The sequence below is a fragment of the Anabaena sp. 54 genome (assembly GCF_017355725.1).
GTDB lineage: Bacteria > Cyanobacteriota > Cyanobacteriia > Cyanobacteriales > Nostocaceae > Dolichospermum > Dolichospermum heterosporum.
The window spans coordinates 45,798-72,632 of the sequence record NZ_JAAVWA010000006.1 but is presented as its reverse complement, the minus strand read 5'-3'; the positions used below and the strand labels follow the sequence as shown (position 1 = coordinate 72,632).

Genomic DNA, 26,835 nt, shown 5'->3' with positions numbered 1-26,835 from the left:
CCAGAACCGTCTGATTTTTCAGAAAAATTAAACTACAATGATTAGTGTCTAAAAGATACATCACTCAAAAGGATTAATACGATTATTAATTTTCACTTTACCTCTAGTTTCAGAGACTAACTTCAGACATTCTTCCAAGTCGTCTCCTACCCACGTACCAGCATGACGTAAAATTGAACGTCCTGAAGCTGGCTTATAGTTAGTTTTTTCTGATAAACTTGTTTCTTGTTTATATTTAATAAATTCTACAAATTCATCAATAAATTTTAAATTTTCTGGTAAAATAGTTAATAAATTTTGTTCAATTTTTTGTCTTAATTCAAGAGAGTTCATAATTTTGACATCCTAATTACAATTAATATAATTTTTGATATTGGAATATTTTACAAGTACATCAGACTATAGATAAATAATTTTTATTTACAAAATTTATTTATACAAAATTGTAATCAGACGTTGAGAAAGTTATTTAAAAATTACTTCCTCTCTAATCTCAATATCCAACGCACGTTGAACTTTCAAAATTTTTGTGAAACTAGAATTAGCATATTCATTAGCCTCATCACGTTGCACCTGTTGTTCCTTCACATTTAAAAGTTCTGCTAATTGTCCCTGAGTTAAACCACGAAAAATCCGTGCTTTAATAAGTGCTTCTGGTAATTCTTCTAAAGACTTACATTCCAACCTATCTATTTTCCTTGATTTGAGGTTTTCATATTCCTCCACTTGTTCTAATAGTTCTTCTATTTCACCATTAAGTGAACCTAGATATGATTGATGCCGTAACTGTTCATTTTTATTATCTTGTGGGGGTACTTTTTTTTCCAGATTTTCTACTGCTAATTGAAATTTTTTAATCTGAGCTTTAGTAATCATATATTGGCGTTCATTTAAGATCATGGTTAAGTGCATTCATAATTATTTATTGATTATCTCTCCAATTCTCCAAAGAAAAACCAATTACAGTTTGGATTCTGATAAAATCAGTATCAGCCGAAACTAACGTTAATTGATTACGAATTGCTATTGCTGTTATCCAAAGATCATTTTCATCAAAACCTAATTGAGTAATTTTAGTCGTTTGCCGTTTAGTTTTTTGCTTTGGTCCAAATTTGTTAATTAATCCTGCTTTTATTTGTCCATAAATTTTAGCAGTTACATCATCTACATAATAAATTCTAATATCTGCGATAAATTGCTCAATACGAGTTAAATTTTCTTCCTTATAACTAGAATTTTCTGCCATATAAGTTAGCTCACCTACTGTTATGATAGTAGTAGCTATATCGGTTTCTCCAACTTCCTGTATATAATCCAGAACCGTCTGATTTTTCAGAAAAATTAAACTACAATGATTAGTGTCTAAAAGATACATCACTCAAAAGGATTAATACGATTATTAATTTTCACTTTACCTCTAGTTTCAGAGACTAACTTCAGACATTCTTCCAAGTCGTCTCCTACCCACGTACCAGCATGACGTAAAATTGAACGTCCTGAAGCTGGCTTATAGTTAGTTTTTTCTGATAAACTTGTTTCTTGTTTATATTTAATAAATTCTACAAATTCATCAATAAATTTTAAATTTTCTGGTAAAATAGTTAATAAATTTTGTTCAATTTTTTGTCTTAATTCAAGAGAGTTCATAATTTTGACATCCTAATTACAATTAATATAATTTTTGATATTGGAATATTTTACAAGTACATCAGACTATAGATAAATAATTTTTATTTACAAAATTTATTTATACAAAATTGTAATCAGACGTTGAGAAAGTTATTTAAAAATTACTTCCTCTCTAATCTCAATATCCAACGCACGTTGAACTTTCAAAATTTTTGTGAAACTAGAATTAGCATATTCATTAGCCTCATCACGTTGCACCTGTTGTTCCTTCACATTTAAAAGTTCTGCTAATTGTCCCTGAGTTAAACCACGAAAAATCCGTGCTTTAATAAGTGCTTCTGGTAATTCTTCTAAAGACTTACATTCCAACCTATCTATTTTCCTTGATTTGAGGTTTTCATATTCCTCCACTTGTTCTAATAGTTCTTCTATTTCACCATTAAGTGAACCTAGATATGATTGATGCCGTAACTGTTCATTTTTATTATCTTGTGGGGGTACTTTTTTTTCCAGATTTTCTACTGCTAATTGAAATTTTTTAATCTGAGCTTTAGTAATCATATATTGGCGTTCATTTAAAATCATAGTCAACTTCCTTTTTTACTCTTAATTTTGGTGAGAATATTACCCAAGTTAGAGTAATATTCTTTGGTTAATTTTCTACAAATCTATTGCAATTATCCCTCTATGATTAAGATTATTGTCTTTTTGAAAATATTCAATAAAAGTTTCATAATCATTGGCATAAAGATAAGCTTGAAAAATTTCACCTCCATAAGTCTTTTTTTGTGCTGATCTTTTATTTCTGCCAGCATCAAATAAATTTATATCTAAAGATTGTAAGATTTTAAAATCTACACCCTTATCATCCCATAGAAGGTCAAAATCGTTTGGATAGATTTTTCTAGTCACAAAACTACCACCAATATAAATTCGACTACATCCTGCTTGTTTTAATATTTCACTAACTCTTTTCATACCTTCCAAAAGCTGTTGACGACGTTCATTAAAAGCTAGAACATCTTTGATTTCCTCCCAGGTGGAAAGATGAATACCAGCAGGTAAGTTTCCATTTTGCTCGAACTTTGGTACAGTGTACATAAGCGTTCCTTATTAATTAAATTGTACATAAGCGTTCCTGTTTCCTTGGTTTTCTTTACTAGTTTAATGATAACACAATTTTTTTGTTGTGTTTACTCTGATGGAAAATTTACCCACAAAAAAAAGCGGGCTAACCGCTTATTAGAAGGTTAACCCGTTTCACTTTGGGAACGCGCTAGAGAAATTGTTACTGCAATACCAACTTAACATTGGCATTTTGCAGACCGCGCTGTTTTACTTCAGCCAAAGTCTTGTTAACGGCATATTTTTGATTGATAGAGTTGATCAACTCGGTCTGGTTGTGCTTCTTAGCAACACCCCATAAGTCAGCAATGAGGTCAAAAGAACCGTCACTGTTACGAGACCAACCTAGATCGTACTCGCCTTCCAATACAGCAACGATGTCGGAACGGAGACGCTGACCATTATAACCACGGACATCAGCTTCAGTTTTTACACTGATACCTAAGTCGCGCAAAGAAGACTTGAGAATTTCGGCATCGGTGATCTTGGTACGCAGAGTGCTAAAGTGAGACATTTGGGTTTCCTCCAATAAGAAGATTGATGAGAAAAACGACAACGGTTCTTTTTCAGCGAAGCCGCATTAATTGGGAACGGCTTTTTTCTATCTGTTAGCCTTGTGACTAACCTTTCCCCCCTGACATTTCAGAGGAAAGCTTTTAAAACTCCATGCGCTGATATTCAGCAACAGAGGAGGCTGCGGGTCTAGCACGCTGTCTGGCCCAGTCTCTTAAAGCTGTGACCTGTTCTTGCATCGTTCGTGACAGCGGCAAAGTAGACTTTAATGCAGCAATAATATCTAATTGGGTGAACTCCCGATCTTGGGCGAAGGCTTCATACATAGCCGCCACGATCGCTTGTTCAATTTCTGCCCCGGAAAAGCCGTCGGACATTTTTGCTAGTTGTTCTAGATCAAATCTAGCAATTTCTTCCCGGCGTTTAGTCAGGTGAATACCGAAGATATCCTGACGTTCTTCCGGTGTGGGCAGATCCACAAAGAATATTTCATCAAAGCGACCTTTCCTCAAAAACTCTCCAGGTAAGCGTTCGACACGGTTAGCCGTCGCCATTACGAAAACTGGAGATTTCTTTTCCTGCATCCAGGTGAGGAAAGAGCCGAAAATTCTGTTTGATGTCCCCCCATCAGAATCGCCAGAACCACCGCTACCCGCAAAGGATTTATCCAATTCGTCAATAAACAGAATCGTGGGGGAAATTGATTCTGCTGTTTTCAGGGCGTTCCGCAGGTTGGCTTCACTTCGACCCACCATTGAGCCGTCGTAGACCCGCCCCATATCTAATCTCAGAATTGGTAAACCCCATAAACGGGAGGTAGTTTTAGCAATAAGTGACTTACCACAACCGGGAACACCGAGAATTAACATTCCTTTTGGTTGGGGCAACCCGTACTCTCTCGCTCTTTCGGTAAAGGCGTTGGAGCGTTGGGTAAGCCAAGTTTTTAATTCTTCCAAGCCACCCACAGCATCAATGGTTTCATCTTCTTCGATGTACTCCAAGATACCGTTGCGGCGGATGAGTTGTTTTTTCTCGGATAAAACAATATCAACTTCATCTTCCGTTAAACGCCCAGTTGTTACCTGTGCTTTGCGGTAGACTTTCTCAGCTTCATCTTTAGTTAGACCTAAAGCGGCTCTGAGTAGCTTTTCTCGCGCCTCGGTTGTCAGCCGTCGTCCACGATTTTGCTCTTGATGGGCGGTTAAAACCTTATTTAACTCAGCCATGTCAGGCAATTGAAAATCTAAAACAACAACTTCTTTTTCCAGTTCAATCGGAACTTGTTGCACAGGGGACATTAAGATAATGTTCTTTTGTGTTCCTTTGAAACTAGCGATCGCGTCCCGGAGCGATCTGGTTGTTGCCGGCGCATCAATAAAGGGATGTAAATCTTTAAGAATAAATATACTGGGTTCTTTTTGCCGAATAATCCAATCAATGGCTGCTTCGGGAGAGACAGTATTGTGTTGAGTGGTATTCCGGGGTTGACCGTACTCGACGATACCGTGAGTTACTGTCCAAATATATACTCGTCTTTGGGGTTTTAAGTCTTGGGAAACTTTAAAAATTGACTGCTCTGCCCGCTCTTCCTCGGAGGTCACAAGGTAGATTAAAGGGTATTGAGCTTGAATTAAAATATTGAGCTCTTCTTTCATACTATCGACCTACTTGAGACCTTATAGAGACAGTACCGACCAGCGATCGCATGGCGTTAAGCCAGACTATTAATCATTATTAATTCCTATCTAACAAGGAACTAATTCTTCCTCACCCTTGGGATGGGTTTCTTCTTTTTCTCTACCATCAATAGATAGATGGTCTTGACCGATGATTCCTGGTTGATTGCCCAAGTTCACGAGTTCACCATCACGCAATACGAGTGAAGTTTCACAAGTGGGACAGGAATAAATCCGGTGAGTTCGCCCATGAGCAGACGCTTCTATTTCTTCTACTAATTCTGAGTTGGTCAGGTAGAAACTGAGCGCCCGTTCTGCGAGGTCTGACATGGGTTCTGAGTCAACAGCAGAACGAATTTTAAGTTTTCTGTGCAGTTCCGGTGATAAATATAACGTAACCTTTTGCTTAGTTTGCATACAACTTTCTAGTGGTCTTACCCGGGTATGTATACCACCTTATCGGCTCTTTTCTCAGTTGTCAAGATGGTAAAGCGTTTTAACCGCAATTTTGTTACATTTCGTAATATAGCTAGGATTTTGTCTGAATCAGGATGTCCAGGATTTCAGGATTTTCAGGATTTTGTCTGAATCAGGATGTTCAGGATTTTAGGATTTTCAGGATTTTGTCTGAATCAGGATGTCCAGAATTTAAGGATTTTCAGGATTTGTGTTTGGATTTTGATGATTTTGTCTAAAATATATTTCACAAAGAGTACATACCGCTGTGTGATAATCTGGTGAAAATATTATCTGCCGTCGTTTAGCTTCGTCCTGTGCCGTTTTAAGATTATTGTTGATGGTGATGCTTTTTAACATCCTTAATTTATGTCTAACAACCTTTTACAGCCTGATTCGGATGCACTACACCAGTCTGCTATTGATGTGATTACCCATGTCGGTAATGTGATGTCAGAAGGTTGTGCAATATTGAGAGAACATGATCGATTGCTGGCTGAAAATCAGGGTGGGAATCGGTTGGGGGCTGAGATTAAGGCTATTGAAGAAGATATAAGGCACGTTAATGAGAAGTTGGAAAGGGTAAAGCGTAAAGAATTGACGATGACGATTGTTGCGCCAACCAGTGCGGGTAAGTCTACTATTATTAATGCGATCGCTGGTCAGGATTTATTACCTAGTCGTAATGATGCGATGACGGTTTTACCCACTGAGATTGTTTTTTCTCGTGAGGTAACTCGTCCTAAGTTGATTCTCGATAAGGCTTTGATGACGCTTTTGCGAGAGGTTCGGGGACAATTACATCAGAAATTGCAACGAATTGGTTTAGAGGAAGCTGTTAAACAGGCTACTAAAAATGATTTTCCCCGCGAGAATGTAATTAGGGAAATTTTGAACAGTAGTTCTGTTTCTTCTCAATCTGAGGTGGACGAATCAAATAGTATTCAAGCTGAATTAATCAGAATAAATGATCTTCTGCGGTTGTGCGGTATTTTTGGTGTAGCTACAGGATTTTTGTCTTCTTTGTCTGAAATTCCTCGGATTGAAGTTCCTTTTCCTCCACTATTATCACCTCTAAAAGATTCGGGTTTAGGGACTTTGGCGCTGGTGGATACCCCTGGACCTAATGAGGATAAGTCTTTAAATTTAGTGAATGTTGTCGAGGATAGACTAAAGGTGAGTTCTCTGGTTTTGGTGGTGGTGGACTATAGGACAATTACACAACCAGAGAACCAAGCAAAGGTCAAAAAGTTGGTGGATGAAATTGCTGCTATTAAGGGACGCGATCGCATTTATATCATCGTTAACAAAATTGATGCTCGTGATCCTAATAATCCTGAAGATTTAACTGCTGAACAAATTTTAAATTTGGTTAAAACTAAATATGAAGTTGATGATCCTCAAAATCGAGTTTTTGAAATGTCGTCTATTAAAGGATTTTTAGCTACTAATTTTCAGCGTGAGCAGGAGATTTATCAGCCAACAGAATTACGAAAAAGGAAGAGTTTTGAAGCTCTTGGACAAAAGTATTATAGCGATTATTGGGAAGATCGAAAAGAGGACATTTCTTTATCAGAAATGGATAAAGCAGCTAATAAGTATTGGCAAAAGTCTGGATTTGCTGATTTTATGGAAAAGGCGATCGCTCCTCTAGTCACGGATGCAGCACCTAGCATGATTACTATTAAGGGCGCGTTAAATGATATTAGTCAAAAATTTGCTTCTTTTCTATCTTGTCTCAGCAAGCAGAAGGGAATACTTGAGCGAGATGTTCAACAGCTAGAAGAGCAAATTAACGTTTTGGAAGCAGAGTTGAAAGAAGTAATATCAATTTATACTAGTCTTAAATGGCAGGAAGAATTTCTTTCTTATAATAACAGCATATTTAGCGAAAATAAAGAAAAAATAAACAAAGCCATGCATGACGTTCAGAGTGAATTTCGGGAGTTTTTTGAGCATCAGCTCGACATTTTATGGAATCGCTTAATTAAATTGAATGTATCAGAAGATAGCCGTCATTATTTAGTAATCATAAACCCTACATACATGAACGTATCTATGCTACAAGAGATCGTAAACTTTAATAGAGTTTGCTGTATTAAAATTAATAAAATTTTTGATGAATTGTGTGATCAAATTAAAAACCTTCAATCTCAATATATTGAAGATGTCAATTACTATTTAAATTCCGACAATATATTTATTCATGAAATTCACAAAAAAATGCAGAAAGAATTGAATCAAGAATTTTTATTGAATAAAGATAAATACACAAATTACTATCAATATTCCACAGAAGTAGTCAAGAAAAAATGCAATGCTTATGAAGCAAATATTAGTAAATATGAGGAACGGCTTAAAAAATATGAATCTAGCTCAACTATAGTAGGAAATACAAAAATATATTGGGGTGAAGACTTGCCCGATTTTATAAACACAGGTTATGTATCATATGATCCAATAAATACACTTAATCCATATCGTCATCATCCCTATAAAAATTCAACATTAATCGAAATTAGTAGCAGAAGATTAGGAACAAAGACCGTGTATGTATATTTATTCTCTCAAGAAGTAGTAAGTGGCATTCGTAGTTCATATATAGACAAAGAATCATCCTTTGTCTCCGTGCTAAATCTTTATTCTAATTTGTTATCTGAGGATGAGTCAAAAAATATTGTTGTCTCAACACCAGGAGAAGATATTACGATAATTCTTTGGAATCGTCACCATTTATTTCAAGAATATGAGGAATACTTGCGTCAATCAATTGAAACTAGCAAAAAAATACAAAATAGCTATGCAATTTTTGTAAGTCAGTACAATCAATTTTTAGGTAAAACTGCTAATCTAGAAAAAGACTTAAAATATCTGCAAAAGTATTTCGATAACATTAAATAAAAAACAAAAATGTCACTTATTAACTTTAACTATCTTCAAAAAAAGGAATCTGAAATTCCTATTATTACCGATAAAATACTCGTGGATTTGGTAAACTCAATCCAAGTCAATGACGATTTAATTAGTTTTCGCCAAAAGCGAGGATTATTTGGACAGTTTTTTGATAGCCTTACGGGTGCAGATCGAAAACGTCAACTTGCTATAGATAAAAATGTCAATATAGCAATGCAATCTTTCCATGATTTGGTGTTAGATTTTTCTAATAATTTGAATGTTAGTAATAATGCAATTATCACCATTGAAGAAAAATTAATAGAAACTCGTCAAGCAATCCGCAACCAGCGACAGGATATTAATTTACTTCAAGATATTGTCGATCAATTGAAAGACAAAGTTGAAGATCACGAACATCGGATTTTGAAATTAGAACAACGAGTTTATAGAACAGAAGTTCAGCATAGAATTGAAGATGCGATCGCCGCATGGCAGTCAAAACGGACATATCAAGGCTTTCATTGGGCGATTCAAGTTGCTTTTGTCACCCGTGAAATAGTAGATTATGCTCTCGGTGATTACGAACGATTAATTACCAAAGATCAAGACAAGCAACTGCGTCAGAGTATAAGCGATAGAATACTTGCAACGGACAACACAATCCCCGATAACCATTTTCCATTAACCAACCTCCTCAACCTGTCATATAGCGAAACATCCCAAGAAAACCAAGAACTTGCAGGTTATTTGTTGGAAGTAGAATCTATTTCGGAAGAAAGACTAGGGAAAACTCTCTATTTATTTACCCTTGGTAAAACCCTAGAATTAGCCCAACTACCCAAACAACAACAGCCCCAAAATCTAGCCCAAACCGCCTTTGAATTATGCCGTAACTACCCCAACGTGATGATTTATCCGACTACCAGCAAAAGAGAATTTGTGGAACGCATTGTGAATGAAACTGCAAGCGATAGATTAAATTTGATAACATTAGTCTAATCGCCCTTCGTAGGTTGGGTTGACAAAAGGAAACCCAACATTTCTAGACAAACAATATCCCCTCTCAAATTATTAAGAGAATAACCTATGACCACCACACTGTATGAAACCGACTTTAATCTTTGGATAGAACAAACTGTTAACCAACTCAAAAATGGACAAATTCAAGACCTAGATATAGAAAACCTAATCGAGGAAGTTCAATCAATGGGGAGCAATGACAAACGGGAAATTAAAAGCCGATTAATTGTTTTAATCATGCACCTATTAAAGTATAAATATCAACCAAAAAAGAAAACAAAAAGTTGGACTTCAACTATAATAACCCAAAGAAATGAACTCGAATTAGTCTTAGAAAACAGTCCTAGCTTAAACCCATTCCTCAAAGAGAATATATCCGAGTGCTATCAGAAAGCACGAAAAAACGCCGCAAGGGAAACAAAACTACCCTTAACCACCTTTCCCCTAGAATGTCCCTTCACCCCAGAGCAAATCATAGACTCCGATTATTTCCCAGACACAAATGCTTAATATAAAAGCAGTGCGATCGCCATTTTCCATTAACTTAAAATTCTTGAGAAATAATAATTAAAATTGCTGATTTTAAAGGACTAATTTTAGTTTGAATAATGTCCCAAATAATCTCGTCCTCCAAAGAAAAATAAGCATGAACTAAAATATCTCTCAATCCAGCAATTTTGCGCCATTCAATATGCGGATATTTATTTCTTATTTCTGGAGGAATTTGTTTAACTGCTTCCCCAATCACTGATAAATTTCTAATTACCGCATCAAATCTTAATTCATCAGCAAAAAACCTATTATCATCTAATCCTTGAGTATAACGGAGAATTTTATCACAACTAATTAAAATATCATCACAATAAAGTTTTAAACTACGCGACATAAATAGCGTCTTTTTCTACAGAACTAATAATTTGAGGTTTCAACATTTTTTTAGTGACTAAATCAACGGATAAAGATAAGTTATCTTCCAAGAAGAATTTTAAGTCCATATATTGATCAAAGGTAACTTTTCCTTGAAATTCTACCAATAAATCAAGATCGCTAGTATTTTTTGCTTCATCTCTTGCATAAGAACCAAATAAAGCTAAGGATATCACACCATAACTTTTAATCGTGGTTAAGTTTTTTTTCAGGAAGTTGATTAGATATTCTCTATTCATGATTATTACCTAATGTTTTTGGTCTGAATTAGGATTTAAGCATTCACAGCAATGTTTCAGATCCCCGACTTCTCAGAGAAGTCGGGGATCTTATTCTTGGAATATGTTACAATTTGCGTCATAAAATTAATAGATTAATAATTTTAATTATTACATGAAAGAAGCCAAAATCAAACTCGGATTGGTACTAGCAGGTGGCGGTGCTAAAGGCGCGTACCAATCAGGTGTGGTCAAATATCTAGCAGAAATTGATTTTGCCCCTCTGATGATTGCAGGTACAAGTATCGGTGCGCTCAATGGAGCAATCCTCGCCTCTGGTACATCCTTTAAACAATCAAGCGATCGCCTATGGCAACTATGGAAAGAACTAGGTGAAGCCAACATTATCAACTGGCAGTTAGTTAAATATCCACTGCATTCTTTGGCACAATATTTACATTTTTCACAGGAAGACGCATCTCTGTGTGATCCTAACCCACTGGATAAATTTTTACGCTATGCCATCAATCCTCAACAATTGCGAGCAGGAATTGAACTCTGGGTAGCCGCGTTTCCCTCAGTACACAATTTTCTACCATCTTCACACAAAGCAGGTCAGATTGTCCCCACAATAGGCAATGCGATCGCCTCCAATCTTGGACAATCCGCTGAATATATTCATGTTCAATCAGCCAAAACCGATGAAGAAATTTATCAAACATTACTCGCCAGTGCTGCTATTCCTTTAGCCTTTAAGTCACGCCAGGTTGATGACAAGCATTATGTTGATGGTTGGCTAGGTGATAATGTCCCTCTCAAAGCCTTAGCAAATCGCGGTTGTACTCATGCGATCGTCATTCATTTAGGGAATGGGGAACTTTGGAATCGTCATGATTTCCCTAATCAAACAATAATTGAAATTCGTCCAACGGAAGATATGGGTGGTCTTAACACATTATTAGATTTTAGTCCCGAACGGATTCAACTCCTACAAAAACGCGGTTATCAAGATGCAAAACGCTGTCTTGAACCAATTTTACAAACACTGATAATCGAGCGATCGCGCCAAGAAAGTTTTGCGCGGCTTCAGGAAACATCAAAGCGATTAAGAAACGATTCACCAATATATTAGTTAAAACTGAATGATAAAACAGCCTTGGGGTGCGGTACAAATAAACAAGGCACTGTGCGCTATGATTTCGGTTGTGGGGATAGGAATAATCTTTTGGGGGTGTAATGCTAATATACTAAACACAGGTGAGATTTAAACTTTTGCCAAATGACAAAGAACCCAGACGTGTAGGGGTTTAGCTCATGCTTTACCCCTACGTTTAGAATCAAACAATCAAGCCGTTTTGAGTATAACTCCCAGCTTCAAGAGGCAAGATGGAAGATATATAGGGCTTGCTGAAAAAGTTGTCCGTGACGGCAGGGAAATCTTAACTCTTAACTGGGAACAGTTTCAGCCATCTGGATATCCTCAATTTTCTAAATCCGACCCAGGAAAATGCACCAATTTTGAGACACCATCAGCCAAAACCTTGCACTTTCTTGTGATAAAAATCAGCGAAACCCTTATTAATGAAAGGTTTCAGTTTTATATGGCTAACGCCACGCTACGCTATCAGCAAGCCCTACATATCCAAACGGTAATTTTCCTGTTCGCGTTCCACAAAATACTGGACACGGGCGCGGTAATCTCTGAGAGTTTCATCAACCCAATCCCGATCGCTACTGTTAACATAGAGATGGACTAGGGGTTCACTAGCATCAGGTAAAACCAATAGCCAATTGTCATCATAGGGCTGGCGAATTTTCACGCCGTCAATTAACTCCAGATTCTGGGCGGGGTGAGTTTCCACCAAATAACGCATTAACGCCCCCTTAGCAGTCCAAGGACAGCGGACTGTGTAGGTTCTATTAATGACACGAGGTAATTCGGAACGCACGGTTGCCAGCGATCGCTCTTGAATGGTTAACATTTCAATCAGCTTGGCAATACAGAACATCGAATCAAACCCTGGGTGTAATTGCGGAAAAATAAACCCAGTTTCCCCACTCCCACCCAAAACCACATTGGGATTTTTTTGACAGGCTTCCATTAAAGCCGTCGGATTCGCTTTAGTTCTAATTACATTACCATCATGACGATGGGCAACCAATTCCACCGCACTAGAAGCATGAACCGGTACAACTACCGAACTTCTAGGGTTAGCAGTTAACATCATATCCACCATCAAAGCCGTCAGCATTTCTCCGCGAATGGGAAAACCCGATTCATCAACTAAAATCAGTTGTTCCCCATTAGCTGATACCTGCACGCCAAAATTAGCGTTCACCGCCTCCACAACGTGACCTAATTGAGTCAATAGTAATTCTCTATCAGCATTGGAAATTGCCGTTTTATTCAAACTAGCATTTAACACCACCGCATCAGCCCCAAATTTATCCAACATTTGCGGCAAAACTGCCCCGGACACAGCGTAAACATAGTCAATTACCACTTTTGCCCGACTATTACGCAGAGTATCCAAATTTAATAACTTTTCAAAAGCCTTGCCATAGCAGTCCATTAATTGACTGGAATATACCACATCACCAATTTCATGACTTTGGGAACGGCGCATATCTTCCTTAAAATACGCCCCCTCAATTTTCTTTTCTTGGGCTTTAGAGATGTTAATGCCCTTAACATCCATAAATTCAATCAAGATATAATCACGGCGTTCTGGGTGAACTCGGACATGAATACCCCCTGCTACTGACATTGTGGGGATCACAGTTCGAGCGATGGGAATAGCTGTAGTATCTAGGTTCTGGACATCTACACCGACAGACATTAAACCCGCAATTAAAGACCGTGTTACCATCCGGGAAACATTGCGTTGGTCACGGGAGACTGTCACCATTGAACCAGGTTTTAAAGTCGAACCATAGGCAGCCCCCAACTTCACCGCAAACTCTGGAGTAATATCAATATTGGCTAATCCCTGTACCCCGCGCTGTCCAAATAAATTGCGTTGGGCAGTATTTCCCCAAATCAGATTAATATTTAAAACTGCACCAGACTCAATCTTTTTACTTGGCCATACCCTCACCCCAGGGCTAATTTGCGCCTCTTCTCCCACCGTAGACAGCGAACCTACCACAGCCGCCTCTAAGACATGAGCGCGTCTATCTACACGAGTACCGCGACCAATTACGCAAGCCGATAACTGGGCTTCGTCGCCAACAATTGCCCCATTCCAAATAATTGGTCTTTTTAAATGAGCATCAGCCCCAATTGTCACATTATCACCAATTACTGTCCCATCCTCAATTTTTACCCTTGCGCCAATGCGGCAATTATTACCAATTACGGCTGGGGTTTCAATTTTGGCTGTAGGATCAATATAAGTATTTTGTCCTACCCACAAACCGGGAGCAATTTCTGGATAAGCCACTTTTAAGTTAACTTTCCTTTGTAAAGCATCATACTGGGCTTCTCTATAGGCATCTAAATGACCCACATCACACCAGTAACCATCAGCAACATAACCGTAAATTGGCTCGTCTTTGGCTAGTAATAAGGGAAATAAATCTTTGGAAAAATCGCATTCAGTATGTTCTGGTAAATAGTCTAAAACTTCTGGTTCTAAAATATAAGTGCCAGTGTTGACAGTATCAGAAAAGATTTCGCTGGTGGAAGGCTTTTCCAAAAACCGGTTAATACGCCCTTCTGTATCCGTAATTACCACACCAAATTCAATGGGATTAGGCACACGGGTTAAAATTAAAGTGGCTTTTGATTGTTTTTGTTGATGAAATTCAATGGCAGCATTCAAATCAAAATCTGTGATACTATCACCGCTAATGACTAAAAAAGTTTCATCTAAAAGTTCAGTAATATTTTTTACACAACCTGCCGTACCTAATGGTTGATCTTCTTCGATAGCATAGGTCATTTGTACGCCAAAATCACTGCCATCTTGAAAGTAATCACGGAGAACATCTGGTAAATAATGCAATGTGGCAATTACTTCATAAATCTGGTGCCGTTTGAGGAGATTAATGATATGTTCAGCAATGGGACGATTTAAGATCGGAACCATTGGTTTGGGTAAATCGCAAGTCAAAGGACGCAACCGTGTTCCTGAACCACCTGCCATTAAGACTGCACGCATAAATACTCCTAAACTTGACTAAAAACATGATATTTTTCTTCTTCTAGTCTCTTATAGTTATTGAAATTTCAGAACCTTCCATAAGAAACATCTCTGAAAGGAGTCACTGAGTCAGGAGTCAGGAGTATGGCCTTAGAGAACTCCACAAAAAGAAATGCCCAATGTCATTCTGTTCGCGCAGCGTGTCAGAGGGATTACAAAACGAAGTGTAGTGAAGAATCTCTTGAGATGCTTCGTTTCGCTTCGTTTCGCTACACTCAGCATGACAAAACAGGATCATTTATTGGCGTTGCTGATTAAGGGTATGAATTTTAGTCTCACGCAAAGGCGCAAAGACGCAAAGGTAAGAGTTTTAAAGATTCAATTTGGGAATTTCATACCTCGATTCAGCAACGCCCATTTATTTTGTGGCTTACTCTAATTCATTTCTGGGCGGGTCTGTGAGCCAAACAAATAAGCCATCTGTAGCTTAAGTTGACACCAATGGTTTCTCCCCTGTTCCCTGTTCCTTATCGTTTCAAAATTCTGATTCGTCTAGCACCTATAAATCTTTTACCTACTGATAGGAGAAAACTAGAACAATGGAGTAGAACCCCATAGATTTAATTGTCAAGGTACAGATTACCGTTAGGCAGTTAGGTTTTTATACAGGTTGATTACCTTTCCTGTCAATTGAGATTATAACATCAAATATAATTAACTTATCACTGGGGGATAAATCCCCTCTTGCAGCTTTCATCCCCGGCTTACGAGACACTGATCTCTAAAAATTTTGGGGATTTTTAGGGATTAATTCCGGGGTTTTTAGCCTATCTTCTTATAAGATGATGTCAGTTATTAAGGAAGTTGATGGTAATTATGAATTTACTTGTTTTCGGAATAATCGTGGTTTATCTCGGTGGTGTGTGGAAATTTTGGACTGGATTTGGTAGGACTAATTTTAATCAAACTTTACCTAATCGGATCGGTTTGGCTGTGCTATGGCCTGCTTTGTTTTTAGTTAATTCATCCTATCGTCGCAATTTTCAAAAGGCACTGAAGGGATAATTAATTCGTAATTACCCATTACGAATTAATTATTTTGGTTAAAAATTGTGTCAAGGGGCTAAAAAGCCTGAATCCATTCTTTAACAAAATACTCTGTCCAAATGCCGTTTTGCCAATAGGGATCTGATTCCACTAATTGACGAACGGTGTTTTCGTCTTCAGCTTCGTAAATAGCAAAGACTTGAGTTACATCTTTTGTTGGACCAATGGTAATTAAAATTCCAGATTCTTTCTGTTGTGCTAATCCTGTTAAATGGGCTTGACGATAGGGTTCACGTTTGCTGAGAACGTCTTCACAATAGCTTCCCCACATGATGTATTTTGTCATAATTTCTGATTTGATTATTGATACTTCTTAAAAAATATAGCAACATGAGGTTTTTTAAGATAGAGATTGATGATCAAGTTTTTAATTTCACCGATATCCCTGTATACTTAATAATACTTAACAGGAATCTGAGAATCTATACAGATATTTATAATTATATGAGGTAGATCCTAACCTGCTAGTCGCTGGCGGGGAGGTGGCTATGTATGTGGCTATTAAGTAATTGGACAAAAATATTTACAGTCATTGCGAGCGAAGGGAAGCAATCACAACCTTTGCGATTGCTTCATTTCACTTCGTTCCATATGGCTAACGCCACGCTTTGCTAACGCAATGACATTGTGTAATTAATTCTGTCTCACTACTTACACCAATCTTGAGGTATATTTTTATTAAAATAAATTACGATTTTGTATAACAAATCACAGTTTAATAGTTAAATATAGAACTAATATCTCACTTTAAAAGATAACTAATCAAAAATATGGGTAGGCAATTTAACCGACGTAAGTTTCTGCTTTACAGTGCTGTAGGTGTTGGTAGTAGCATTTTTTTAAAAGCTTGTGCTAATAACTCTCCAAATACTGCGAATAGTCCAGCAGCATCCACTAGTACATCTCCCGTAGCTGGTACTACTGGTAAAACTATCAAGGTAGGTATTTTACATTCTCTCAGTGGCACAATGGCTATCAGTGAGAAAAGTGTGGTAGATGCGGAAAAACTAGCAATTAAGGAAATTAACGCTGCTGGGGGTGTTTTAGGTAAACAAATTGAAGCAGTTGTTGAAGATGGCGCTTCTAATTGGGACACCTTTAGAGAAAAAGCTACCAAATTGATTGACCAGGATCAAGTAGCTGTAGTTTTCGGTTGTTGGACTTCTGCTAGTCGTAAAAATGTCAAGCCAGTTTTCGAGAGCAAGGATCATATGCTCTGGTATCCTGTGCAGTATGAGGGTCAAGAATGTTCTAAAAACATTTTTTACACTGGTGCAGCCCCAAATCAACAAATTGAACCTTCTGTTGATTGGTTGTTGAAGAATAAAGGTAAAGAGTTCTTTTTAGTCGGTTCTGACTATGTTTTCCCCCGCACTGCTAATAACATTATTAAGGCTCAATTGGAGGCTTTAGGCGGGAAAACTGTTGGGGAAGATTACTTACCTTTGGGTAATACGGAAGTAACAGCTATTATCACGAAAATTAAGCAGGTTTTACCCAATGGCGGTGTAATTTATAATACTCTTAATGGTGATAGTAATGTTGCTTTCTTCAAACAGTTGAAAGGAGCGGGATTGACACCAGATAAGTATCCTTCCATGTCTGTGAGTATTGCGGAAGAGGAAGTTAAAGCCATTGGGGTGGAGTATCTAAAAGGACATTATGCTGCTTGGAACTATTTTCAAACAGTAGACACACCTGCGAACAAGAAATTTGTGGCGGCTTTTAAGAAAGAATACGGGGAAGACAGGGTAACAAATGACCCAATGGAAGCGGCCTATATCGCCGTGTATTTATGGAAACAAGCGGTAGAAAAAGCAACTACAACTGACTTGGCGAAAGTACGGGCTGCGGCCTATGGTCAAACTATAGATGCACCTGAAGGAAAGGTGACTGTTAATGCTAATCATCACATATCAAAAATTGTGCGGATTGGTCAAGTCAGACAGGATGGACTATTTGACATTGTTTATGCTACCCCCGCACCAGTTGAACCAGTTCCTTGGAATCAATTTGTGAAAGAGACTAAGGGATTTGCCTGTGATTGGTCAGATCCTGCAAAAGGTGGTAAATACAAGAAGGGTTAATTTGGTGGTAAGTTGTCAGGGGTTAGTAATACAACAAATTGCATCTCAATAAGGTATGTATGGGCGGGCAGGATGCCCACCCCACAGGAGTTTTACTATTCATATTTGTACTTTGTTTAGTGGCAATTTGCTGTGAGATTAAAATAACTAATAACTGACAACTGACTATTAGGAATAAATTGATAATTGCAGGGATAAAATGTTAACAGGTTTCTTGGAAGCTGTATTTAATGGTGTTAGTATTGGCGCTGTTTTATTAATTGCTGCGTTAGGATTAGCTATCATATTTGGCTTAATGGGTGTCATTAATATGGCTCATGGTGAGCTAATTATGTTTGGTGCTTATACAACTTTTGTCGTGCAAAATGTTTGTAAGCAACTGGGTGGGGTTTGGTTTGAAGTTTATATATTTTTGGCTTTGATTATTGCTTTTATTTTCACTGCTGGTGTGGGATTAATTCTGGAAAAAAGTGTAATTCGTTATCTCTATGGACGACCTTTAGAAACTCTGTTAGCAACCTGGGGAGTAAGTTTAATTTTTCAACAGTTTGTTCGCAGTGTCAATTTATTATTAGTCATGGGGATGGTTTTGTTTTCTGTTCTGTTTTTTGGGGGTTTATGGATTTTAAATTCTCGGAATAATTTCCAGAAAATTCGCAACTGGGTTGTGGGAGTTTTACTATTTTTGTCGCTAGGATTGACAATTACAATTTGTAATTTATTAAGTCAAACCTATCAGCAAGCGGTAACTTTACCTTGGTTTGGCGCTCAAAATGTGGATGTTACAGCCCCTAGTTGGTTACAATCTGGTATATCTTTAGCTGGTGTACAATTACCTTATGCCCGGTTATTTATTATTGTTTTGACGATTATTTGTGTGGGAGGAATTTATCTATTTTTGCAACGTTCTCATTGGGGATTAAGAATTAGGGCTGTTACTCAAAATCGCAGTATGAGCGCTTGTTTGGGTATTCCCACTCAAAAAGTTGATGCAATTACTTTCGCGTTGGGTTCAGGGTTAGCTGGTGTGGCTGGATGTGCAATTAGTTTACTCGGTTCTGTCGGACCAAATACTGGACAAAATTACATTATTGACACCTTTATGGTGGTGGTTGTCGGTGGTGTGGGTAATTTAGCTGGTACGATTTTGGCAGCTTTGGGAATTGGGACAATTAATTATTTGATTGGTTCGGGAACTTTGGCTTTGTTGTTGGGTGCGGTCAAGCCTTTGGCTGATTTATTTAGTTTTTTTGCGACAACAAGTATGGCTAAGGTGATGGTTTTTGCTTTAATTATTGTGTTTTTACAATGGAAGCCAGGAGGGATTTTTCCCCAAAAGGGTCGTCATGTTGATGTTTAAATTATCGGAAATTTAACGCAGATAAACGCAGATAAACGCGGATTTGAGAAAATGGATAAAGCAGGAATGATGAAAATTAAAAAGGGGCGAAATTTAATATTAGTTGAAGTTGGGGTCGTTTGTGCGATCGCTTTGATTTTGATTTTGATGATGCCGGTGTTACTTTCAGATTTTCGTCTGAATTTATTGGGACGATTTTTGTCTCTGGCTATTGTGGCTTTGGGAATTGATTTAATTTGGGGTTATGCTGGTTTATTGAGTTTGGGACATGGGATTTTCTTCGGTTTGGGTGGATATGCGATCGCTATGTACCTAAAATTGCAAGTTCCCACGGGGGAATTACCGGATTTTATGGCGCTTTATGGTGTTATGAAACTTCCTGGATTTTGGCAGCCTTTTTCTTCTTTTCCCCTGTCTGTGGCTGCTGTGGTGATGATTCCGGGTTTGTTAGCAGGACTACTAGGATATTTAGTATTTCGTAATCGCATTAAGGGGGTTTATTTTTCGATTTTGACTCAAGCTGCAATTATTGTATTTTTCAATTTTTTTAATGGACAACAACAATTTTTTAATGGCACAAATGGGTTGATAGATTTTACCACTTTTCCGCCTTTATCTTGGGGAGTTAATGGCAGTGGTGCTATAGTTAGTGATAGCAAAACTCAATTTGTTTTTTATGTCTTGACGGTGGTATTTTTGGCGGCTACTTATGGGCTTTGTCGCTGGTTAACTAGTGGACGTTTTGGCCGATTATTAATAGCTATTCGTGATGATGAAAGTCGGGTGAGATTTTCTGGCTATGACCCCACAGATTTTAAAGTATTAGTATTTGCAGTTTCGGGAGCAATTGCTGGTATAGCTGGGGCATTTTACACCGTTCAAAGTGGTTCTGTATCCCCCAGATCCATGGATATTGGCTTTTCTATTGAAATGGTGATTTGGGTGGCTGTGGGGGGAAGAGGGACGTTAATCGGGGCAGTTATTGGCACTTTATTAGTTAATTATGCCCGGACTTTTTTAAGTGAACAATTCGCGGAAATATGGCTATTTTTTCAGGGTATACTATTATTAATTATCGTCATTTTGCTTCCTGACGGCATCATGGGATGGTTAAATAAACAAAATATCCCTTTTGGGAAACGTCAGCAATTAAAACCTTCTGATACCTATCCTAGTTTAGAAGAAGATATGGAGGTGAAACATGAACGCCAAAATCTTGGAAACTGAAAATGTCACCGTTAGTTTTGACGGTTTTAAAGCATTAAACCAATTAAATTTTAGTATGAATGTTGGTGAATTGCGCGTAGTAATTGGTCCAAATGGGGCTGGAAAAACTACTTTTCTGGATGTAATTACAGGTAAGGTGCAACCAACCATAGGAAGAGTCCTATTTAAGGGTAAAAATTTACGTTCTTTAGCTGAACATCAAATTGCACGGTTGGGAATTGGGCGCAAATTTCAAACTCCACGCATATATCTTAATTTAACACCTTTTGAGAATTTAGAAATCACTAGTAATCGTCAGAAAAATGTCTTTTCTACCTTGTTTAGTTCTATAAATTCTGCGGAAAAAAATAGTCTTAAAGGCTTATTAGAAACGATTGGTTTAACTGCAAAAGCAAATATTCCAGCGGCTTTATTATCCCACGGAGAAAAGCAACGTTTGGAGATTGGAATGTTAGTAGCGCAATCTCCTGATTTATTACTTGTTGATGAACCAGTGGCTGGTTTAACAGATGAAGAAACCTATAATATCGGTAATTTATTAGCAACATTAGCGGAAAGTCATTCAATTTTAGTCATTGAACATGATATGGAATTTGTGCGACAAATTGCTAAGAAGGTGACAGTATTACATGAGGGTTCAGTATTGTGTGAAGGTGATTTTGAGGAAGTGAGAAATGACCCCCGCGTTATTGAAGTATATTTGGGAAAACAGGAAGAGAATCATACCTCCCTTAATCCCCTTTTGTAAACGCATCACTGACTTCAAAAATAGTTACATTTTAGCGATAAAATAACCCTAACTTTAGTCCATTTAAGTGGTATAATAGCATTTAGTGATTGGTGCTTTGAGAACTACTTTTAGTTTCTAGCTTCCAAATTAGAGTTGCTAATAATTATTCTTAATGGCTCCAATTATTCGTAAAAAATCAGGTGTGAAGAAAAATGCAAAAGCTCTTAACATATTTACTTGCTAGTTCGACTGTTATCAGTGCTATACTATGGACAAGTTCTGGAGTCTTGGCTGAAGAAATACCAGCAAATAATCAACTCCAGACTGACACTAATTCTCAACAATTAAATATAAATAATCAACAAAAGGTAATATCTCAAGTTACCTCCGTGTCTCAGTTATCTGATATCCAACCTAATGATTGGGCATTTCAGGCATTACAATCATTGGTAGAACGCTATGGATGTGTTGCAGGTTATCCTAACGGGACTTTTCGGGGTAATCGGGCGTTGTCACGATACGAATTTGCGGCTGGTTTGAATGCTTGTTTAGATCGAGTCAATGAATTAATTGCTACTGCTACCGCTGATTTAACGACAAAACAAGATTTAGCAACAATCCAAAAGTTGCAAAATGACTTTTCCGCAGAACTAGCAACCTTAAAAGGGCGTGTAGACACTGTAGAAGCCAAAACTGCTGATTTAGAAGCCAATCAATTTTCAACTACCACAAAACTGCAAGGACAGGTTGTTGCGGTTGTTAGTGGTGTTGTTTCTGGTGATAAAGTTGGTACTAGTAACATTACTAGCAAGAATACGACATTAGGCGCTAGAACTAGATTGGAGCTTGTTACCAGTTTTACTGGAAAAGACACACTGTTTACCAGGCTAGAAAGCAACAATATTAACAGTTTCGGTCTTAATACTACAGAAGGTAAATTATCCTTTGCCAGTGGCACACCTAATAACAATGTTTCCATAGGTGCGCTTTCCTATGGATTCCCCCTTGGTAAAAACACTTATGCCAACATCATAGCCAATGATGGTATAATTCTCGACCTTGACAGCACATTGAATCTGTTTGATGGGAATGGTGGGTCCGGTGCTGTGTCCGCATTTGCAACCAGAAACCCCATCTATGCCCAATTGGGTGGGGCGGGACTAGGTGTAAAACAAAACATCGGTAAAAATTTAACTCTCAGTTTAGGTTACTTAGCTAGTCAACACAATACCCCTACTCCTGGAAATGGGTTGTTTGATGGTCCCTACGGCGGTTTAGCACAATTAACAGTCAAACCAAGCGATCGCATTTCCCTTGGTTTAACTTACATCAATTCCTATAACAAGTCACTGGCTACAGGTAGTAATAACGCCACATTTCGCAATCCCAATCTTGCCCCGGGTACAAACTTTTCCAGTAATTCCTACGGTGTGGAAGCATCTTTAGGTATTACGAAGAAACTTATTTTAGGTGGTTGGGCTGGATATACCAATAGTCAAGTTTTGACTGGTACCAAAGGAAAAGCAGAAATTTGGAACTATGCTGTTACTTTAGGTTTACCAGATTTGGGTAAAAAAGGTAACTTAGCTGGCATTGTATTTGGTATGGAACCAAAGGTCACGAATTCTACTGTTACTGGAGTTACGAAAGATCCAAATACCTCCTATCACGTTGAGGGATTTTATCAATACAAGGTCAGCGATAATATCACCATTACCCCCGCTGTAATTTGGCTAACAGCCCCAAATCACGATGATAGCAGTAGCAATTTAGTAATTGGTGCTTTGAGAACTACTTTCAGTTTCTAATCATAAATTCTTCATATATCTAGGTTTTCGGTTTATTCCGCAAACCCTAGATAAAGATGCTAAACGCTATTTGATCCCCCTAAATCCCTGAAAGGGGGATTTTCAGAAGTTTAGCCCCCCTTTTCAAGCTACGGTGTACACACAAGTTTCTTGACAAGGTGAGGGTGAGGGTGGGGTAAAAATGACTTGTTTGTATAGGGTAAAATTGGGGAAAATTAAAATAGTTCATCAGGTTAATTTTATAATGCTAAAAATTTCTAATCTTAACGTTCATTATGGTGAAAGTCATATTATCAGAAATGTGGATTTGACTGTATTACCAGGACAAATGGTATGTTTAATTGGCCGCAATGGGGTGGGAAAAACAACCATGCTAAAAACAATTATTGGCTTACTCAAACCCAGCAGCGGAATTATTAATTTTGCAGGGGAGATAATTAACGGTAAACCAACTTATGAAAGAGCGAAAATGGGTATTGGTTATGTGAGTCAGGGAAGGGAAATTATCCCACGATTAACAGTTAAAGAAAATCTGCTTTTGGGATTAGAAGCTAGACAAAAACCAGTCAAAAAACCAGAAATTCCTCCAGAAATTTTTAGCCTATTTCCAGTGTTAAAAACTATGCTTTCTCGTATGGGTGGAGATTTAAGTGGTGGACAACAGCAACAATTAGCGATCGCTCGTGCTTTAATGGGAAAACCACAACTACTCGTATTAGACGAACCAACGGAAGGTATTCAACCCTCAATCATTTTGGAAATTGAAGCCGCAGTCCGTCAGATTATTGAAACTACAGGAGTTTCCGTCTTATTGGTAGAACAGCACTTGCATTTTGTCCGTCAGGCAGATTACTATTATGCTATGCAAAAAGGGGGGATTGTTGCTTCCGGTCTAACTCAGGAACTTAGTCAAGATGTGATTCAAAAGTTTTTGACGGTTTAGTGATAAGAGAACTCCACAAAAAAAATGATCCAATTTTGTGGGATGGGCATCCTTGCCCGTCCTTGATGATTAGCGGGCAATTCGTCCCGCACCACAAGAAATTTTGGGATATTTTTTTGATTGGAAGTCTCTAATAAACCTGTGCTGCATGAGTTGTCATTGCGAGTGAAAGGAAGCAATCTCTTGACAACCGATAAACCACCTAACGCAAAAATCTCTCAAACCCTTATTCCTCTGTGTCCTCTGCGCCTCCGTGGTTCGTTAATCAGGATAATTTATTTCTTGGAAGTCCCTAATTGATAAAGCCAGGGAATAAATTCCCTGTCTCATAGCAAAAGTCGGTTAAAACCGACTGTTTCGATTAACTTCTCAAATTCACACCAAATTTTTCAACTAAGGCTGTCCGCACTTGATTATGAACTGGTTCAATTTCATTTTCAGTGAGAGTGCGATCGCTGGCACGATATACTAACCGAAAAGCTAAACTACGTTGTCCTGTGGGAACGTGTTCACCACGATATTCATCAAACAATTCCACCGAGTTTAATAACCCTTTCCCAGCTTTATTAATGACCTTTTCAATTTCGGAAACTGTCACTTTCACAGAAGCAAAAAATGCCAAATCTCTGTCACTAGCTGGATAGGTAGAATAGGAACTGAATTTGGGAACTAGTAAATCATCATGATCCCAGGCATCCAACAGAGCATCTAAATCCAATTGAAACACATAAACGGCTTCTGGTAAATCTTTCTCTCGACGTAATTGGGGGTGAATTTGTCCGAATGTTCCCAGTCTATTACCCTTTACCCACAATGAAGCTGTGCGTCCAGGATGTAAACGAGAATCTCGATTTTCAGGTTGAAATTCTACAGTTAATTTTAGTTGTTTAAAGACACTTTCTAAAATACCTTTGGCTTCAAACCAAGTAATCGCTTCTTCCTTACCACCTCTTGACCATTTACCGGAAGTTGTATCACCACCGATAATTCCAGCCAGCATTTCTGCTTCTTGTAAACCATCTTCTTCGCGCCAGAAAATCCGCCCGATTTCAAAACCGTTTAATGCTCCATTTCCTTGCTCTATATTATATTGAAAAGCGGTAATTAAACCGGAAATCAAATCAGTGCGTAAAGCCGAATATTCAGCAAACAAAGGGTTACTTAAAATGATCTGTTTATCTTCACCTGGTTTCACCAAAGAATAATGAATTAATTCAGTCAAACCTTCAGCGCGGAGATAAGCGCGTAACCTGCGAATTAACTCTTGTTCTAAAGATAGATAACCAGCTTCGGATTTTTCTGGTAAGGTATCACAGAATTTATCATAACCATATAACCGGGCAATTTCTTCAATTAAATCAATTTCCCGTTCTAAGTCGCGGTAACGATAGGGAGGTACGGTAACTGTCCAATTCCGGTCATCAATTTTGACTAATTCACACCCTAAAGCTGTGAGAATTTTTTCTACATCTTCTGGTTGTAATTCTCCTGTTTCTTGTCCTAATTCAATCGGACCTAACACTTCATTAACTTTATCTAAACGCAGGTTAATAGAATGTGACCAGGTAGAAGCATCTGGACGATAATCGGAAATTTCTTGTTGAACAATCACACCCGCAGCTAATTCACTAATTAAGGATAAAGCCCGGTGACAAGCTATTTCTAATTCTGCTCGATTTACGCCCCTTTCATATCTACCAGAAGCTTCACTTCTTAAACCAGCACTGCGAGAAGAACGCCGAATAGCCACAGAATCAAATAACGCAGCTTCTAAAACTAAACTTTGTGTACCTTCATGAACTTCTGTTTCTGCACCACCCATAACACCTGCTAAAGCCACGGCTTTGTTATTAGCAGTAATTAATAAATTTTGGGTTGATAAAGTCCGATTATTTCCATCTAAAGTTTTTAAAGTTTCGCCACTTTCCGCAAACCGGACACCAATAATTAAATTTTCCCCCTCACCTACAGATTGTAAACGCTCTTTGTCGAAAGCGTGAAGCGGTTGTCCTCTTTCTAATAAAACATAGTTTGTGATATCAACTACATTATTAATTGGTCTGACTCCCGCAGCCCGTAAACGTTGTTGTAACCATTCAGGAGAAGCAGCAATTTTGATGTTTTCAACAACAGTACCAATATAAGCAGGACAAGCTTGGATTTCAGAAATTTTTAAAGTGATGCTTTTCGCAGTCTTGGTATTTTCTACTTCTGCAACTGGGGGAATTGATAGTTTTCCGTCAGTTAAAGCTGCTACTTCCCGTGCAATACCCACCATAGATAAAGCGTCAGCCCGGTTAGCAGTAGCGGTGACATCTAAAATCACATCTTCCAAACCCAATAGGGGACGAACATCACTACCCACCACCATGTTTTCTTCAGGGAAGATATGAATACCGTCAATATCAGTGGGTAAACCCAGTTCTTTTAAAGAGCATATCATCCCATTGGAGGGAACACCCCGCAGTTTTGCGGGTTTGATTTTTAAATCAATGTTGGGTAAATAAGTTCCTGTGGTGGCGACAGGGACATAGATATCTGCGCGGACGTTCGCAGCACCGCAAACGATATTTACAGTCTCAGCAGCCCCAATATCTACGGTACAAACGCTCAATTTATCGGCGTTGGGGTGGGGTTGACGTTCCAGCACTTTCCCCACAACTACACCATTTGCCCAAGTGCGGCGGTCTTCTATATCTTCTACTTCAAACCCTGCCATTGTCAAGGTTTCCGCCAGTTCTTCTGGGGTGAGTTTGATTTCTACGAGTTCTTTTAACCAGTTTAGAGAAATACGCATGGAGTCTGTTTGTTTAGATTTGTCTTTCGCTCTAATTTTATATATTAAGTGAAAATTATCAGATTTTTTGGCGTTGCTGATTTAATGTAGGAATTAGCCTCACGCAAAGGCGCAAAGACGCAAAGAATATGAGTTAAAGAAATCTAATTTTTCCTTTTTATAGTACAGATGT

Annotated in this window: 24 protein-coding genes; 10 read left to right on the top strand and 14 right to left on the bottom strand. The window is 38.0% G+C overall.

Translation table 11 applies throughout. The features are described from left to right. Positions 1-60 precede the first annotated feature (60 nt). From HEQ36_RS09210 to HEQ36_RS09170, 9 genes are all read right to left on the bottom strand, one after another. Positions 61-333, bottom strand: coding sequence for a hypothetical protein (locus HEQ36_RS09210; RefSeq protein WP_039202113.1), 273 nt, complete (start codon positions 331-333; stop codon positions 61-63). A 132-nt stretch (positions 334-465) separates the two neighbouring features. Continuing rightward, positions 466-912 carry a helix-turn-helix domain-containing protein gene (locus HEQ36_RS09205; protein ID WP_290707446.1) on the bottom strand — a complete coding sequence of 149 codons (447 nt, stop codon included), beginning with the start codon at positions 910-912 and terminating at the stop codon, positions 466-468. 10 nt (positions 913-922) lie between these two features. Next, positions 923-1,375: a type II toxin-antitoxin system VapC family toxin gene (locus HEQ36_RS09200; protein ID WP_015081370.1), complete on the bottom strand. Its 453-nt coding sequence runs from the start codon at positions 1,373-1,375 to the stop codon at positions 923-925. Continuing rightward, positions 1,375-1,647, bottom strand: coding sequence for a hypothetical protein (locus HEQ36_RS09195; RefSeq protein WP_039202113.1), 273 nt, complete (start codon positions 1,645-1,647; stop codon positions 1,375-1,377). Before HEQ36_RS09195 ends, HEQ36_RS09200 begins: the two co-directional genes overlap by 1 nt. A 132-nt stretch (positions 1,648-1,779) precedes the next feature. After that, positions 1,780-2,214, bottom strand: a complete 435-nt coding sequence (locus tag HEQ36_RS09190) for a helix-turn-helix domain-containing protein (RefSeq protein WP_168635220.1) — start codon at positions 2,212-2,214, stop codon at positions 1,780-1,782. Positions 2,215-2,289: 75 nt separating this feature from the next. Next, positions 2,290-2,730 (bottom strand): hypothetical protein, encoded by a 441-nt coding sequence (locus HEQ36_RS09185; protein WP_168635219.1) that lies wholly within the window; start codon positions 2,728-2,730, stop codon positions 2,290-2,292. A 187-nt stretch (positions 2,731-2,917) separates the two neighbouring features. Beyond that, complete coding sequence (locus HEQ36_RS09180; RefSeq protein WP_015081375.1) at positions 2,918-3,268, bottom strand: DUF1257 domain-containing protein; 351 nt, start codon at positions 3,266-3,268, stop codon at positions 2,918-2,920. Positions 3,269-3,410: 142 nt separating this feature from the next. Then, a complete protein-coding gene (locus tag HEQ36_RS09175) occupies positions 3,411-4,922 on the bottom strand; it encodes an AAA family ATPase (protein ID WP_168504908.1) in 1,512 nt (503 codons plus the stop codon). Positions 4,923-5,012: 90 nt separating this feature from the next. Continuing rightward, positions 5,013-5,360, bottom strand: a complete 348-nt coding sequence (locus tag HEQ36_RS09170) for a hypothetical protein (protein ID WP_168635218.1) — start codon at positions 5,358-5,360, stop codon at positions 5,013-5,015. Between the two features lie 408 nt (positions 5,361-5,768). Here HEQ36_RS09170 and HEQ36_RS09165 point away from each other — a divergent pair, with 408 nt between their 5' ends. The 3 genes from HEQ36_RS09165 to HEQ36_RS09155 all read left to right on the top strand — a co-directional run bounded on the left by HEQ36_RS09165 (position 5,769) and on the right by HEQ36_RS09155 (position 9,824). After that, a complete protein-coding gene (locus HEQ36_RS09165; RefSeq protein ID WP_168635217.1) occupies positions 5,769-8,300 on the top strand; it encodes a dynamin family protein in 2,532 nt (843 codons plus the stop codon). Positions 8,301-8,309: 9 nt separating this feature from the next. Continuing rightward, positions 8,310-9,293 (top strand): diguanylate cyclase regulator RdcB family protein, encoded by a 984-nt coding sequence (locus HEQ36_RS09160; RefSeq protein ID WP_168635216.1) that lies wholly within the window; start codon positions 8,310-8,312, stop codon positions 9,291-9,293. Positions 9,294-9,380: 87 nt separating this feature from the next. After that, positions 9,381-9,824 carry a DUF29 domain-containing protein gene (locus tag HEQ36_RS09155; protein WP_168465692.1) on the top strand — a complete coding sequence of 148 codons (444 nt, stop codon included), beginning with the start codon at positions 9,381-9,383 and terminating at the stop codon, positions 9,822-9,824. A gap of 34 nt (positions 9,825-9,858) precedes the next feature. Here the strand turns inward: HEQ36_RS09155 and HEQ36_RS09150 are convergent, their stop codons facing one another. Further along, on the bottom strand, positions 9,859-10,200 hold the full coding sequence (locus HEQ36_RS09150) for a DUF86 domain-containing protein (protein ID WP_168635215.1): 342 nt from the start codon (positions 10,198-10,200) through the stop codon (positions 9,859-9,861). Continuing rightward, positions 10,190-10,480 carry a nucleotidyltransferase family protein gene (locus HEQ36_RS09145; protein WP_148762421.1) on the bottom strand — a complete coding sequence of 97 codons (291 nt, stop codon included), beginning with the start codon at positions 10,478-10,480 and terminating at the stop codon, positions 10,190-10,192. The genes HEQ36_RS09150 and HEQ36_RS09145 overlap by 11 nt, the downstream gene beginning before the upstream one ends. 154 nt (positions 10,481-10,634) lie before the next feature. On the opposite strand from HEQ36_RS09145, the gene HEQ36_RS09140 reads away from it, so the two are divergent. Then, on the top strand, positions 10,635-11,591 hold the full coding sequence (locus HEQ36_RS09140) for a patatin-like phospholipase family protein (protein WP_168635214.1): 957 nt from the start codon (positions 10,635-10,637) through the stop codon (positions 11,589-11,591). Positions 11,592-12,093: 502 nt separating this feature from the next. Here the strand turns inward: HEQ36_RS09140 and HEQ36_RS09135 are convergent. Next, on the bottom strand, positions 12,094-14,622 hold the full coding sequence (locus HEQ36_RS09135; RefSeq protein ID WP_039200186.1) for a mannose-1-phosphate guanyltransferase: 2,529 nt from the start codon (positions 14,620-14,622) through the stop codon (positions 12,094-12,096). Positions 14,623-15,727: 1,105 nt separating this feature from the next. After that, the gene (locus HEQ36_RS09130; protein ID WP_081424100.1) at positions 15,728-15,997 is read right to left on the bottom strand and encodes a YciI family protein; all 270 of its coding nucleotides are present in this window, start codon (positions 15,995-15,997) and stop codon (positions 15,728-15,730) included. Positions 15,998-16,481: 484 nt separating this feature from the next. On the opposite strand from HEQ36_RS09130, the gene urtA reads away from it, so the two are divergent. The 6 genes from urtA (at position 16,482) to urtE (ending at position 23,866) form a co-directional block, all read left to right on the top strand. Beyond that, complete coding sequence (gene urtA / locus HEQ36_RS09125; protein WP_168635213.1) at positions 16,482-17,798, top strand: urea ABC transporter substrate-binding protein; 1,317 nt, start codon at positions 16,482-16,484, stop codon at positions 17,796-17,798. Between the two features lie 199 nt (positions 17,799-17,997). After that, positions 17,998-19,158: a branched-chain amino acid ABC transporter permease gene (locus HEQ36_RS09120; protein ID WP_168635212.1), complete on the top strand. Its 1,161-nt coding sequence runs from the start codon at positions 17,998-18,000 to the stop codon at positions 19,156-19,158. Positions 19,159-19,227: 69 nt separating this feature from the next. Further along, the gene (urtC, locus tag HEQ36_RS09115; protein WP_168635525.1) at positions 19,228-20,385 is read left to right on the top strand and encodes an urea ABC transporter permease subunit UrtC; all 1,158 of its coding nucleotides are present in this window, start codon (positions 19,228-19,230) and stop codon (positions 20,383-20,385) included. Then, a complete protein-coding gene (urtD, locus tag HEQ36_RS09110) occupies positions 20,360-21,133 on the top strand; it encodes an urea ABC transporter ATP-binding protein UrtD (protein ID WP_168635211.1) in 774 nt (257 codons plus the stop codon). The genes urtC and urtD overlap by 26 nt, the downstream gene beginning before the upstream one ends. Positions 21,134-21,327: 194 nt before the next feature. Next, positions 21,328-22,923 carry an iron uptake porin gene (locus HEQ36_RS09105; RefSeq protein WP_168635210.1) on the top strand — a complete coding sequence of 532 codons (1,596 nt, stop codon included), beginning with the start codon at positions 21,328-21,330 and terminating at the stop codon, positions 22,921-22,923. A gap of 244 nt (positions 22,924-23,167) precedes the next feature. Beyond that, complete coding sequence (gene urtE / locus HEQ36_RS09100) at positions 23,168-23,866, top strand: urea ABC transporter ATP-binding subunit UrtE (protein ID WP_027403489.1); 699 nt, start codon at positions 23,168-23,170, stop codon at positions 23,864-23,866. A gap of 361 nt (positions 23,867-24,227) precedes the next feature. On the opposite strand, the gene pheT is transcribed toward urtE, so the two are convergent. Then, complete coding sequence (pheT, locus tag HEQ36_RS09095) at positions 24,228-26,663, bottom strand: phenylalanine--tRNA ligase subunit beta (protein WP_168635209.1); 2,436 nt, start codon at positions 26,661-26,663, stop codon at positions 24,228-24,230. Positions 26,664-26,835 lie beyond the last annotated feature (172 nt).